The 13,073-nt window shown below is 43.8% G+C and carries 9 protein-coding genes; 6 read left to right on the top strand and 3 right to left on the bottom strand.

Going from position 1 to position 13,073, the window contains the following annotated elements:
* Positions 1–2 precede the first annotated feature (2 nt).
* From QWZ04_RS12955 to QWZ04_RS12940, 4 genes are all read left to right on the top strand, one after another.
* Positions 3–1,046, top strand: coding sequence for an ABC transporter permease (locus QWZ04_RS12955; RefSeq protein WP_290328618.1), 1,044 nt, complete (start codon positions 3–5; stop codon positions 1,044–1,046).
* A 67-nt stretch (positions 1,047–1,113) separates the two neighbouring features.
* Positions 1,114–2,919: an extracellular solute-binding protein gene (locus tag QWZ04_RS12950; RefSeq protein ID WP_290328615.1), complete on the top strand. Its 1,806-nt coding sequence runs from the start codon at positions 1,114–1,116 to the stop codon at positions 2,917–2,919.
* A 14-nt stretch (positions 2,920–2,933) separates the two neighbouring features.
* The gene (locus QWZ04_RS12945) at positions 2,934–3,932 is read left to right on the top strand and encodes an ABC transporter ATP-binding protein (RefSeq protein WP_290328613.1); all 999 of its coding nucleotides are present in this window, start codon (positions 2,934–2,936) and stop codon (positions 3,930–3,932) included.
* Entirely contained in the window at positions 3,925–4,896 is a 972-nt protein-coding gene (locus tag QWZ04_RS12940) for an ABC transporter ATP-binding protein (RefSeq protein WP_290328611.1), read from the top strand. Before QWZ04_RS12945 ends, QWZ04_RS12940 begins: the two co-directional genes overlap by 8 nt.
* A gap of 59 nt (positions 4,897–4,955) precedes the next feature.
* On the opposite strand, the gene QWZ04_RS12935 is transcribed toward QWZ04_RS12940, so the two are convergent.
* Positions 4,956–5,747 carry a helix-turn-helix domain-containing protein gene (locus tag QWZ04_RS12935; RefSeq protein ID WP_290328609.1) on the bottom strand — a complete coding sequence of 264 codons (792 nt, stop codon included), beginning with the start codon at positions 5,745–5,747 and terminating at the stop codon, positions 4,956–4,958.
* Positions 5,748–6,044: 297 nt separating this feature from the next.
* Here QWZ04_RS12935 and QWZ04_RS12930 point away from each other — a divergent pair, with 297 nt between their 5' ends.
* Positions 6,045–7,034 carry a diguanylate cyclase domain-containing protein gene (locus QWZ04_RS12930; RefSeq protein ID WP_290328607.1) on the top strand — a complete coding sequence of 330 codons (990 nt, stop codon included), beginning with the start codon at positions 6,045–6,047 and terminating at the stop codon, positions 7,032–7,034.
* Between the two features lie 56 nt (positions 7,035–7,090).
* On the opposite strand, the gene QWZ04_RS12925 is transcribed toward QWZ04_RS12930, so the two are convergent.
* Both QWZ04_RS12925 and QWZ04_RS12920 read right to left on the bottom strand, forming a co-directional pair.
* Positions 7,091–8,515 (bottom strand): EAL domain-containing protein, encoded by a 1,425-nt coding sequence (locus QWZ04_RS12925; RefSeq protein WP_290328605.1) that lies wholly within the window; start codon positions 8,513–8,515, stop codon positions 7,091–7,093.
* A gap of 469 nt (positions 8,516–8,984) precedes the next feature.
* On the bottom strand, positions 8,985–10,874 hold the full coding sequence (locus QWZ04_RS12920) for a methyl-accepting chemotaxis protein (protein WP_435433612.1): 1,890 nt from the start codon (positions 10,872–10,874) through the stop codon (positions 8,985–8,987).
* A 290-nt stretch (positions 10,875–11,164) separates the two neighbouring features.
* On the opposite strand from QWZ04_RS12920, the gene QWZ04_RS12915 reads away from it, so the two are divergent.
* Positions 11,165–12,907 carry a glycoside hydrolase family 36 protein gene (locus QWZ04_RS12915; protein WP_290328602.1) on the top strand — a complete coding sequence of 581 codons (1,743 nt, stop codon included), beginning with the start codon at positions 11,165–11,167 and terminating at the stop codon, positions 12,905–12,907.
* Positions 12,908–13,073: the final 166 nt, after the last annotated feature.

Here is a 13,073-nt window from a genome sequence, read left to right as displayed (position 1 = left end):
GTATGCAAATTGACCCACTAACCAAGAAAAAACTGAAACGGTTTCGTTCGATAAAGCGCAGTTATTTCTCTTTTCTGATCCTAACCACTTTGGTTTTGCTGTCTTCTGTCGCTGAATTATTAGTCAACAATAAAGCACTGATGGTTTCGTATCAGGGAGAATGGCATTTCCCAACTTACACTCACGTAATAAGTGGCCGAACATTCGGGCAAGATTATGAATATGAGGCGGACTATCGCGAACTTGAACACCTTTTTAAAAACCAAAATCAAGGGGATTGGGTCTTAATGCCTCTCGTACCTTGGGACCCGTACGAACAAGACTTCGATGGCACGAATTACCCTCCTACTGGGCCATCCGTGACAGAAAAACATTACTTGGGTACCGACCAATCTGGCCGAGATGTTCTGGCGCGTTTGGTATATGGCTTTAGGATTGCCATTTGGTTTGCCATGTTAACGCTTGCTATCTCATACACCATTGGGGTGCTTGTCGGCTCACTTATGGGATATCTCGGCGGTCGATTTGACCTGATCATGCAGAGGTTTATCGAAGTGTGGTCAATGGTACCGTTTTTGTACGTCATCATGATCATGGTGTCGATCATTCAGCCAAGTTTTCTCCTTTTTGTCTTTATCAATGTTCTATTCGGTTGGATCAGCATCACCTGGTATATGCGGACTATGACCTATAAAGAAAAAGCACGTGAATATGTCACGGCAGCGCGCGCTCAAGGCGCTGGTATGTTCAGGGTGATCATCAAACACATTCTGCCTAACACCATGGTCATGATTGTCACGCTCGCGCCATTTGGCATTGTCGCCAATATCACCACCTTAACCGCATTAGATTACCTCGGACTTGGGCTGATGCCACCGACACCAAGTTGGGGCGACTTGCTGCAACAAGGTAAGTCTAACTTGGACGCCTATTGGATCATAAGCTCCGTCGTGTGTGCCATCGTTCTGGTTTTAACCATGGTGACGTTTATTGGCGAAGGAGTACGAGAAGCCTTTGACCCGAAAAAATACACCCGATACGTCTGATTATCTCAAATACACAATAAAACAAGAGTGCAAGGTAGCACCCTATTACAAAGAGTTTGGAGACACTATGAAAACACTGTTTACATCGTTATTGCTGTTAATACTCGGCACGTTTTTTCCATCCATTGCGAGCGCTGACTCTGTGCCGCAAGGGTTAAATTGGGTTTCTAACAACGAACAACCAACCTTCGCAGATAGCAACGCCAAGCAAGGTGGCACTTATCGTATTCACATCAACAGCTTTCCACTGACCATGCGTACCGTTGGGCCAGATTCAAATGGTAGCTTTCGTGCGTTTATTATGGATGGTAATCCTTCTCTCATTCAGCAACATCCAAACACCCGTCAATACCTACCAGCGCTTGCAAAACAGTGGGCCATAGGCGACGACCACAAAACCGTCTATTTTAAACTGGATGAAAATGCACGCTGGACGGATGGTAAGCCCGTCACCAGCAAGGATTTTGGGTTTGTGTTTGATTACATGCGAAGTAAACACACTAAAGCACCTTGGTATCAAGACTTCTATACCAATAAAATCGCAGGGATCACCATCTTTGATAAGCATACCTTTGCCCTGCATTCAGCCAACGAGCTGGCTAACGATGAATTGCTCATGCGTCTGAATATTTTGCCAAAACCCGCTCATTTTTACCCGAAAGGCATCCCAAATAATTTTGTCAAACGTTACAACTGGAAAGCAGAACCCGTAACGGGGCCGTACGAGGTCGCCAAAATCAAGAAAGGCAAGTACGTTAAGCTGTCGAAAGTCGATAACTGGTGGGGCTACGGCAATAAATACTATCAGCATCGCTACAACGTTAACCACATCATGCTAAAAGTCATCCGTGACTCGGACATTTCTATTAAGTACTTTGAAAAAGGCGAGCTTGATGCCTATTACATGGTCTTTCCTTCCATCTGGCACGAAAAAGCGAAAGGCGATTTATACGACCGCGGCTTTCTCGTCAAAGAATGGTTTTTTAACCAATCCCCTCAAGGAGCGGCAGGCATTTGGCTTAACCTAAATGCAGACAAAATGGGAAATTCGGATCTACGACGTGGTATCGCCCACTCTATGAATGTACCGAAAATGATCGACATTGCGCTGCGTGGTGACTATACCCATCAGCAAAGTTTTGGTTCAGGTTTTGGCGACTACGACAACAAGCAAATCCAAGCCAAAGCGTTCGACTTGGCACTGGCAGACAAGTACTTTGACATGGCCGGGTACAGCGCTTTAGACAAAGACGGCATTCGCATAAACCAAGCAGGTGAGCGCTTGAGCATCACGCTAACCTATTTATCCAAAATGCACTCACCTCGCGTGATTGTATTGAAAGAGGAAGCGAAAAAAGCGGGGCTAGAAATTGAGCTCAAGTTGGTAGACGGGGCAACAGGCTTCAAATCATTACTTGAGAAAAAACACCAAGCCGCATTTTTGGGCATGGGCGCCCCACAAATGCCCGTGTATTGGCAGTATTTTCACTCTTCGAACGCCAAGCCACAAACTAACAACTTTACCAACTTTGCCGATCCCGCGATGGATAGCCTAATCGAACAATACGACTCTGAATTTAACGTCGACAAGAAAGCGACGTTGTCTCGTCTAATTCAAGAAAAAATAGCCCAGTGCGATTGTGTTATTCCTACCTATTCAGTGCCATTTTCAAGAGCAGCGCATTGGCGTTACGTCAAGCTTCCAAAAAACATCGGTACCGCCTTGTCTCGCGATATTCTAGATGCAAAAAGCATGGAGTACGGCTTGTTCTGGATAGATTTGGAAGAGAAGAAAACCACCATGAAAGCTCTTAAATCTGGCCAGTCGTATCCTTCAGTAACCCGAATAGAAAAGCGTTTCGCTCAGAAGTAATGGACCCTGTAAGCATGAAAAATGATTGTATTTTGTCAGTGGAAGGCCTTGAAACAACCTTTACAACGGATGATGGTGATATCACCGTCCTCAATGAGGTTTCTTTTGATGTCTCTAAGGGAAAAACCATTGGTATTGTTGGTGAGTCCGGGTGTGGTAAAAGTGTGACCGCCGCATCCATCATGGGGCTACTCCCTCATCCATACGGAAAAATAACGGCGGGCTCAATTCTTTATAAAGGCAAAGATCTTGTACAAATGCCAGCAGAAGCACTGTACCAAACTCGTGGTAATGAAATCTCGATGATTTTCCAAGATCCTATGACGGCGTTAAACCCTGTTCATACTATAGGGAAACAACTTTGCGAGGTGTATGAACTGCACAAACCTGACCTATCGCGCAAACAGCAAAAACAGGCAGCGATAGAGATGTTAAAACAAGTCGGCATTCCTGCCGCCGAGCAAAGAATCGATAACTACCCTCACGAGCTATCAGGAGGCATGCGTCAACGTGTGATGATCGCGATCGCACTAGCTTGCAACCCTGATGTCTTGATTGCCGATGAACCCACTACCGCATTAGACGTTACGGTGCAGGCTCAAATACTCGATTTGATGAGCGAGATGCAGGACAAGAGCAACATGGCCATTGTGTTGATCACTCATGATATGGGGGTCGTCGCTCAAAGTTGTGACGAAGTGGTGGTTATGTACGCAGGTAATGTCGTTGAAAAAGCCGACGTCTATACCCTATTTGATTCTCCACGCCACCCATATACCCAAGGTCTACTTCAGTCAATTCCAAGAATGGATGGCGAGCCAAAATCACAACTTGGCACTATTCCGGGTTCAGTACCCAGCTTGCAAGAGATGCCATCTGGCTGCCGATTTCGAAGCCGATGCCAATACCAAATGCCACAATGTGCCACCCGAATACCGAAACTGATGTCTATTGGTCATCATCACTCCGTCAGCTGCTTTCTTATGTCAGAGGAAGGGAACGTAAATGGCTAACACTCTCTTAGAAGTACGCAATCTCAAACAACATTATTTGATTCGCAAAGGGCTATTTAGCAACAATGTTTATACTTACGCGGTTGACGGTGTTTCATTCACCGTCAAAGCAGGCGAAACACTCGGGCTGGTTGGCGAATCAGGCTGCGGAAAAAGTTCACTTGGTCGCTCACTGCTTAAGCTCAATGAGCCGACCTCAGGGCAGATCATTTACGACGGGCAAGACATCACCCATTTTACCGCTAGGCAAATGGTTTCGTTGCGTAAAGAAATTCAAATCATTTTCCAAGACCCAATGGAAAGCCTCAATAGCCGCCATACCATCGGGCGGATTTTGCAAGAACCCTTCGACATTCATAAAATAGGAACCCAAGCAGAGCGAACTCAAAAGGTCAAAGAATTACTCATTAAAGTTGGGTTACCAGAATCGGCTGCAGAGCGATACCCTCATGAATTCTCTGGAGGGCAACGTCAACGCATTGGGATCGCTCGTGCTATTGCGTTGAACCCGAAACTCATCGTCTGCGACGAAGCCGTATCAGCGCTCGATGTTTCCGTCCAATCGCAAATCATCAATCTTCTTCTTGATCTGCAGGCGACGATGAACCTCGCGTTAGTATTCATTGCCCATGATTTATCCGTTGTGAGGCACATCTCTGACAATATAGCGGTCATGTACCTTGGCCGCATTGTTGAAATGAGTGATACCAGTTCTCTTTTTGCCCGCCCGCAGCATCCTTACACCCAAGCGTTAATCTCCGCCATCCCATTGCCCGACCCGCGATCGAGAAAAAAACGAGAGCCGCTTAAAGGCGATGTGCCCTCTCCTATCTCTCCTCCCAAAGGATGTCATTTTGAATCAAGATGCCATTTTGCGACAGAGCAGTGCAAAACCGACTACCCTCAGTTAAAGCACGTCGACAACCATCATTATGTCGCCTGCCACAGAATTGAAACGACTTAATAGCCTGAAACTAAAACAATAAAAAACCAGACATCAAGTCTGGTTTTTTATTGTTCTTTTTAGGCTTCAACCCTAGCGATTTGCGCCCGAACTTGAGACAAGAAATCGTTGGGAAGCGTACGTATTCCCTCTGAGAATCGTAACGTTTCGTGTGGTGTGACAAACAATAAAACGTTACACAAATCGCCCTCACCATCGGCGTCTTTCTTCATATTTTCAGTATGATACTTCAGCACTTCTTGAGTAAGCATCTTATTCAAGGCATCAAGTTGAGATTCTTTTAAGTTCATACGCGAAAACCCCACACGAACACAGTTAGGGTTTTCCAGTGCTTGCGCTTTAAGGATATCTTTGTACTTCAAGCTTAATTTCGAGTCTTCAGAAAAGCGGTAATACAACGGGCCATTTAGCTGCGTTTTATTGTCATCCGTTAGCTTGACTAATCCAAGCAACTCAAGCGCTCTAAAGTACGCGTACGTCGATGCCTCGTCCAAACCGTATTTCTTTTTCATGTGATCATGACTGTCGCGATGCCTAATATGCCTAAGCTCTCGATAGAAGTCATACAAGTGAGGAAACTGAAAAAAGATCTCATCTTGAGTGTTATTAAAAAAACTCTCGTTGTCATGCTGAAGCTTGACGGCCAATTTTTGCAGTTCTTCTAATGTGGTATCTATCTCACGACAATAATCGAGTAACCGCTCCAACGTAATATTGGGGCTATATAGATGACGCTTAAACGTTGAAAGAGGCACACCAACTTCATCTGCGAGATCGCGATAAGTCCGCCCTTTTGTTTTAATCACACTTCTGAGTGCTGCTAATAGATATTCTGAATTTGCCGCTCGCATCCTGCTGAACTCCTACATCCTGTTCTGCGAATTATTACATTTGTATATAAGTTATAATTTTTGGCAACCTATTTCTAACCATTTACCTCTACTTGCTCACAAGATCGTCTCATCTTTCTCTGATACAGGGCTAAATTTATGTCGAGAAGGGAACACTGATCATCGGTATCAATTATCACTATCATTGATATTGTGACACCTAAACACTCAATATTTTATAAAGCATGAATCTTAGGTTATTGTTAGCCGTAGATTAAAAAGATCCTGCATGGAATCTGCGGGCTTAAGGCGTACTTCATGGATGAATACTTAAAGAAAATCAAACAGTTTGAAGCGGAAAATAAACGATTAAAACAAGAAAACGCCCGCTTAAAAGAAAAACTCAGCGTGACACTAGATGGCACTGGCCTTTGCCTATGGGAGCAGCATGTCCCTAGTGGTTCATTGACCATATTCAACGTTGAATGGGGCAAGATGCTTGGCTATCAAGCGAACGAATTAAGTGCAACGGTCGACATGTGGAAAAGCAAATTACACCCTGAAGACTATGACTTTACCGTTCGTGCATTTGAAGACCATATCAATGGCAAAACCGATTTCTATCAAGTCGTGCACCGAATGATCCACAAAGACGGAACAGACAGCTGGGTATCAGACCGTGGCCGCGTTGTGGAGTATGACGACAATGGGCTGCCACTTCGCATGATGGGTACGCATATCGATATTACGCAAGAAAAGCGCTACGAAATCCAACTCGCAACCTTAGCAAACAGTGATCCTCTTACTGGCTTATTAAACAGAAAAGCCATGTTAGAGAGCTATCAAAACCACTTAGCAACACACAGCGATAGTGGCTCTGCGTTGATATTCATTGATGTAGATAACTTCAAAGCCGTCAATGACGAGCTCGGACACAAAGCCGGAGACGACCTACTACTCGAGATTGCAACTTGGCTCAAAAATAATGCGATGGAAAACTGCAGAATTGGCCGACTAGGTGGAGACGAATTCGTCATACTCTGTAGCTACTCGCACCGTACTGAGCTAATGAAGTTGTGTCACCGACTCCTCTCATTTTCAGCCGTATCACTCCAACATTCGCAAGCTACATTGACCTTAGGATTTAGTATTGGTATATGCTTGTTTACGGGTAATCAACATCGCTTTGAAGACGTCTGCCAGCGTGCCGATTCAGCCATGTATCAAGTAAAGAAAAATGGAAAAAATAGTATCGCGGTGGTCAATATTGATGACGATTGCGCTACGCTTTGTCACGCTGCTCGCTAAGTCATAGGATTGCAGCGGTCATCCCATCGATTACCTATCTATCCAGGCCGTTGGCACTACGCACCTAGCAAAGAAAACGCCTTGTTTTTTTCGCATGGTTTAGAATAATAATAACCCTGAATATAAATATTACTCTTTTTAAGCGCTTTAATAATTTCTACTTGTCCAATGTTTTCAACGCCCTCAATCACGACAAGTCGACTAAAGTGCGCGCACAATTCAAGCACTTGAAATAACGTTTGCTTCTTATGCGAGTCTATTTCGATATCATCGACATAACGCTTATCAATTTTAACGGTGGAAATAAAAGGTAAGTTCAACGCATCTAAATTTGCATATCCGCTGCCAAAATCATCTAAAGAAAACCTAAAACCCAAACTGGTCAACGACTCAACTACGGCTTTTAACTCATCACTGTAGATCAGTTGATTGTTTTCAGTAATCTCAAATACCAACCGTTTACGTAGCGGTTCGCAGGTTAGCGTTAAAGCCAGAACATCTGAGACAAAATTAGGCGCGCATAGATCATTAGTCGAAATGTTTACAGATACTGGGGGTATCAGCTGGTTTAGCGATAAGCGAGCTTTAAGATCGCCAATAACATTTTTCAATACAATGAAGGTGAATTGATAATGCAGGTGCTCATGTTGTTCTAGTATCGGAACAAAATCACCTGGCCCAACGTTGAGTTCATTATTCCATCGTACCAGTGCTTCGTAGGCAGAAGGCTTTTCGTCACTTAAAGCATCATAAATTGGTTGATAAACCACATGAAAACTCTGCTCTTCATAGCAAATTGATCGATAGAGCTCTCGAGTTAAGTATTTTTCCTTCATTGCAGAGCAATAGCTTTCTTCTTGGTGAATGTACAACCCTTCAACAGTGCTCAGCGCTTTTTTCATCCCAAAGGAGAGTCGGCGTTCCATTTTATCGAGATCGGCCAATACCGATTTACTCGACATATAAAGAGATGAAATCGCGTAATCCATTGCGACCAAGCCTCCATCAAACACTAATTCCTTAGGTAATCGTTCAATGAGTTTCTTTTGTTTTTCTGCTACGTCTTTGTTATTGAGTGGGTTATAAACAGCGAATGCAACAACCAAATACTCATCACTATATACTTTCAAAAAAGTCGGACAGACACTTTGGTTTATCTCTTTATACAGTTTCTGGCGAAGCTTGTCTTTTCGTGTCAAACGGTATAATGACTGCTCAGAGCGCCCAACCTTAACTAAAGAAATGTGGTAATACACTGTCATTTTCCTAGCTTCGATTCGCTTCATTAGCGAAGAAAAATACTCAAAGCCAAAAATGTCTTTTTTTAACGATTGAAAATACTCTTCACTATTTAACACTTGCCCATATCTAAAGTCAGTACTTCTATTCTCACTGTGTTTAAGCGAGCCTATTGAAAGTTTTAAATAGGCAATAATAAACACACATAGAAACATCGCTAACACAACGGTTAGAAATACCATCTTGGTTTACCTTTATTAGTTTGTCTTACGAAGGCAGAAAAGCTTATACATACACTTGAGTAAACAAAGTGTATGTGACTGTATCTGCAAGAAAAACAGCACACTACCACTTACCAACAAGAGAGCCAAGAACAAAATACTAGGGAAGCATCCATATAGAGCAATAACTCAACCATAAACCATTAATATAAATAGAATTTAAGTCACAGAACGTCAGAGCTGGAAAAAATATTATTTTATCCCGCTTTCTTTTTACTCGCATAATGAGCCATATAAAAACGAAACGACCGACATTAATTAGCTTGTACTAATTAATGTCGACTAGTATTTTTAATAAGATGTTGCTAATTAAGTCATATTAAAAATACGACATTAACAATATAAGAATGCACAATTAATAATAAATCAAAGAACACAAGCTTGTTATCGCTTCTGCTCTTTTATGTTCTAACAAATATCGGTCACGAAACTAAAGCTTGAATCGTGAAAGTTCTTGTTTCAAATCACTTGCCAAATGACTCAGTTGATCAGCCTGCGAAACTGCATCTGTCGCATCTAGCGCCATCACATCACTCACTTCACGAACAGACTCAGTGTTCGCATTTATTTCTGCTGTCACCAATGACTGCTCTTCTGCCGCTGAGGCTATTTGGGTCGCCATATCACTGATCATCTGAATCGCTTCGCGAATTTGAGCCAAACTCTCTCCTGCCATATCCACATCGTGCACGCTTGTTTTCGCCATATCATGGCTTTGTGTCATCACTTTGACAGCGCCGTTGGTTGCTTGTTGCAAGCGTTTTATCTTGTCTTCGATCTCTTCTGTTGAAGCATGAGTACGTTGAGAAAGCACTCGAACTTCATCAGCAACCACCGCAAAGCCGCGACCTTGTTCACCGGCCCTTGCAGCTTCGATTGCCGCATTAAGCGCAAGCAAATTAGTTTGCTCGGCTATTTCACGGATCGTCGCCAAAATAGAAGCAATTTGCTGACCATGCTCTTCCAATTCACTGATGATAGAAACTGCACTCGTAAGTTCAGTTGCTAACTCGTTAATTGATGATTGACTCTTAGCCATCTGTTGAAAGCCTTGCTCACTTAATTCGACAGAGTGGGTCGCACTTCTCGCTGTGCTGTCTGCATTAGACGCAATTTCCGATGTTGCTGTTGCCATTTCAGTCACAGCAGTCGCTACCATCGTTATTTCATCTTGCTGTTTACTGACACTTTCACTGCGTTTTAATGCGCTACTGTTGGCTTGATCAGCACCGTTGTTCATTGCCGTTGAAACTTGAGTGACGTTTTTCATCATTCCATGAAGTCGGTCTACGAACACATTAAACTTATCGGCAAGCTGCCCTACTTCATCTTTACTCGACACTTGAAGACGTTGTGTTAAATCACCATCCCCTTCCGCAATATCAGCCAGCGCTTCACTCACTCGGCCAAGTTCAACTAATTGACGAGCCACAAACCACGACGTAGCCGCCGCCATAACGATCAATACAATCAAGCCTGTCGTTATCTGACTGACCAACATGTCGAACAAAGGTTGTTCTAATACCTCTTTGTCCATTTCAATCACAAGGAGCCAGTCAGTCCCCTTAATGGGCTCTGCCATGATGACTCGCTCAGCACCATCGACTTGAGTGAAGATTGTCTTGAGGTTTTGTGCAGCACTATTTAAACCAGAAACGCTCAGCTCAGGTGCAATCTCATTAACTTGCTTAAGAATGAAGTCTTTATTCTTATGAGCAACGACCGTGCCTTGCTTATCAATCAGAATCGCACGCCCATTACCTGGAACCTCAATTGCCAATACATCTTGAATAAGTTTGTCCAGCGCAAGATTTGATGCCGCCACACCAATGATCGAACCATTTTTTATGACTGGGTCAGTCAGTGTAACCACCAAGGTTTGCATTGTTACACTCACATAGGGCTTGGTAGTAATAGCACTATTCTCAGCCAGTGTTTGTTTATACCAACCTCGCACTCTTGGGTCATAGCCCGGTTTATTAAGTGAAGGGTCATGGCGAAACATCTCACCTTCTTTATTACCGTAATAACTCAGTCCAAAACCACCAGATACAAGGGTTTGACGTAAATGAGGAACAATATCTATCGAAGGGTTAAGTTGAACTTGCTGTTTAAGTCCGTGTACTGCCTGTTTCTTGTCATAGAACCAGTCACCAATTCCTTTAGCATGTGCTTGAAGTGTATTACGGCTTTCACTCTCAATCGCCTGCCAACTGTTATTTTGAAAGGTCTTATAACCCATGAAAAGGAGAATGGCAGATGTAACAGCAATCGCCAAAACTACAGAGAAAACCATTTTCCTCTTTAGACTAAATTGCATATTAAGAACCTCTTATAGAATGCTTTAAGAATTATAAAAAGAAATCCTATCACCCATACACATGATTTAATTAGGGTTACTCCTAAAAACCATGAAACAAATTGAGCATTGTGCTTAATTGTGACTTTGATTCATTCACGACTTGCCGTTAGGTTTAATCAACACACACCGATCTCGTCACAAAAAAATCTCACATCGTGATCTTGATGCTATTGATAAAATAGACAGCTCCCAATCTCCATGCTGTAATTCGAATAACACGCTATGTGTTTTCGATTGTAGAGTAAACCATGATTCAATCTGTGATGTTAGAGAATGGCTGTAACCTAGATTTACTTCAGCCTGATGTATCCCATACCCTTGTACGTAACGAAGTCGAACTCGAGTTTCAAGGCATTCACAATGAAGCGATTCCAGAGTCCTATTTAGTCGCCCGCACTTTTTTAGCCTGTGAGCATCACGCCAAATTACTTGGCGATGGCTTCCAAATGCTAGCCCAAACCGGCGGTACCTTTGACCAGCTCATTGATATCGGACGCTGCCCAGATAACAACGAAAGCTATCGTATCTACCCGAATGACGCCGCGAAGCGTTTCTACAATTACTTGGTATTCGAGCAGGCAGATGGCTATCATCTATTTGGTTTTACTTCATGCCATCGTTTCGCGGGATACTTCGAACTATCCCCAACCTCAACCGGGTTTGATATTGACGTTTACCTTGATGGTGAAAACAGCCAACCAGAAAGCTGGGACACTAACCAACTCGAAAGCTTTTGTGCGCTTCACGGTGAGTCACTGTCTGGACTCTATGCTGAATATTCAACACTTATCAAACAGCGTCATGGGCTGCGTTCCGGCGTGAAGCAGAATGCGCCGATCGGTTGGTGCTCTTGGTACGCCTACTACGCTGATGTCACCGAAGACAATATCAAGCTCAACGTAAATCAAATGCAAGAGACGCTTGACGATCTAGAACTGGTCTTGCTTGATGATGGCTATCAAGCCCACATGGGCGATTGGCTCTCCCCTTCTGACAAATTTTCTGGTGGCGTCAAAGAGCTTATCCAAACCATCAAAGATAAAGGGAAGAAGCCCGCCATTTGGATGGCACCGTTTATTGCTCAACCAGAGTCAGAAGTCTTTAAGCAGCACCCCGACTGGTTTGTAAAACACGCTGACGGCTCACTTCTCAAAGCCGAAGATATCACCTACGGAGGTTGGCGCTGCACACCTTGGTATATTTTGGATACGTCTCACCCTGAAGTACAAGCGCACCTTACTCACGTGGTAAAAACCATGAGAGAAGATTGGGGCGTCGAGTTATTTAAATTGGACGCCAACTATTGGGGCACCTTAAAGGGTGTTCGCCATCAACTGGGCGTTACGGGTGTGCAATCTTACCGAATGGGGATGGAAGCGATAGCAGAGGGCGCAGGTGATGCGTGGTTACTCGGCTGCAACGCGCCGATGTGGCCATCACTCGGATTAGTGGATGCGATGCGAGTCTCCGATGATGTCGAGCGTCAACCGCACCGATTTGAGCAGATCGCTAAAGAAACCTTTTATCGCTCTTGGCAGCACCGCCAATTATGGCAAATCGACCCAGATTGCGTCACTCTGACGTCGCTGGCAAACCAAGCCACCGACAGAGCCAGCTATGAGTTCCATCGAACCGCTATGCTTGCCTGTGGTGGGTTACTGCTGTCTGGCGATCCACTACCAGACATAACCGCGTTTGCCCAAAGCAGCTTTTGTAAGCTCATCACCAGACAAAAACACAATCAACATGCCGCGAAATTTACGTCACTGACATTGAATCATGCCTTCTTACCACTGACTGAGCACAACGATCTGCATTGTTTGTTCAACTTCAACCAAGACAATCAAGAACACACCTTAACGGCCAATCAGCCGGTATTTTGGTACGACTACTGGACAGGAGAAAAACTCACGCCTGAGCCTGTACAAATATACCAAGTTAGCCTCAATGCGGGGTTACAGTCTCGAGCGCTGATCACCGTATTCCAGTAACCACCAACCTTTCCATCACGTCAAGCTATCTCGCTTGGCGTTTTATTTGCTGCCTTGGTCACATCAATGCAAAATATCGCGCAGCAATATAAGGGACATAAAAATAACGTCACATCGAACATGAAATCAGAGGAGAAAGACAACAGAAGAAGTGAGAAAAGGTTCA

This window comes from Vibrio tapetis subsp. quintayensis (genome assembly GCF_030409945.1).
Taxonomy (GTDB): Bacteria; Pseudomonadota; Gammaproteobacteria; order Enterobacterales; family Vibrionaceae; genus Vibrio; species Vibrio quintayensis.
This window is presented reverse-complemented; position numbering and strand designations above follow the sequence as displayed.

What these genes read in the sequence shown, in the direction of transcription:
- QWZ04_RS12935 (WP_290328609.1), bottom strand. Translation starts at nt 5,747, where the DNA reads ATGCGAGCGGCAAATTCAGAATATCTATTAGCAGCACTCAGAAGTGTG.
- QWZ04_RS12940 (WP_290328611.1), top strand. Translation starts at nt 3,925, where the DNA reads ATGGCTAACACTCTCTTAGAAGTACGCAATCTCAAACAACATTATTTG.
- QWZ04_RS12945 (WP_290328613.1), top strand. Translation starts at nt 2,934, where the DNA reads ATGAAAAATGATTGTATTTTGTCAGTGGAAGGCCTTGAAACAACCTTT.
- QWZ04_RS12950 (WP_290328615.1), top strand. Translation starts at nt 1,114, where the DNA reads ATGAAAACACTGTTTACATCGTTATTGCTGTTAATACTCGGCACGTTT.
- QWZ04_RS12925 (WP_290328605.1), bottom strand. Translation starts at nt 8,515, where the DNA reads ATGGTATTTCTAACCGTTGTGTTAGCGATGTTTCTATGTGTGTTTATT.
- QWZ04_RS12920 (WP_435433612.1), bottom strand. Translation starts at nt 10,874, where the DNA reads ATGCAATTTAGTCTAAAGAGGAAAATGGTTTTCTCTGTAGTTTTGGCG.
- QWZ04_RS12915 (WP_290328602.1), top strand. Translation starts at nt 11,165, where the DNA reads ATGATTCAATCTGTGATGTTAGAGAATGGCTGTAACCTAGATTTACTT.
- QWZ04_RS12930 (WP_290328607.1), top strand. Translation starts at nt 6,045, where the DNA reads ATGGATGAATACTTAAAGAAAATCAAACAGTTTGAAGCGGAAAATAAA.
- QWZ04_RS12955 (WP_290328618.1), top strand. Translation starts at nt 3, where the DNA reads ATGCAAATTGACCCACTAACCAAGAAAAAACTGAAACGGTTTCGTTCG.